General features: G+C 64.7%; 1 protein-coding gene. It reads right to left on the bottom strand.

The window, feature by feature from the left end:
- Positions 1-499, bottom strand: a 499-nt coding sequence (locus tag ACIPUB_RS20115; protein WP_407609001.1) for a hypothetical protein, incomplete at both ends; no start/stop codon positions are given.

The raw sequence follows: 499 nt of genomic DNA, 5'->3' as shown, positions 1-499 counted from the left end.
ATTCCGTGGCGGCGATGACCGCCGTGAAGGTGGTTTCAAGCCTCGCGAAGACCGCGGTGGATTCCGTGGCGGCGATGACCGCCGTGAAGGTGGCTTCAAGCCCCGTGAAGACCGCGGTGGATTCCGTGGCGGCGATGACCGCCGTGAAGGTGGTTTCAAGCCCCGGGAAGATCGCGGTGGCTTCAAGCCTCGCGAAGACCGTGGTGGCTTCCGTGGCGGCGACGATCGCCGTGAAGGTGGTTTCAAGCCTCGCGAAGACCGTGGTGGCTTCCGTGGCGGCGATGACCGCCGTGAAGGTGGTTTCAAGCCTCGCGAAGACCGTGGTGGTTTCCGTGGCGGCGACGATCGCCGTGAAGGTGGTTTCAAGCCTCGCGAAGATCGCGGTGGTTTCCGTGGCGGCGACGATCGCCGTGAAGGTGGTTTCAAGCCCCGTGAAGATCGCGGTGGCTTCAAGCCTCGCGAAGACCGTGGCGGCTTCAAGCCTCGCGAAGACCGTGGC

The sequence above is a fragment of the Paeniglutamicibacter sp. ORCA_105 genome (assembly GCF_045798545.1).
In the GTDB taxonomy this organism is placed as follows: domain Bacteria; phylum Actinomycetota; class Actinomycetes; order Actinomycetales; family Micrococcaceae; genus Paeniglutamicibacter; species Paeniglutamicibacter sulfureus.
Note: the sequence above shows the minus strand (reverse complement) of the source record. Positions and strands in the feature narration are given on the sequence as shown.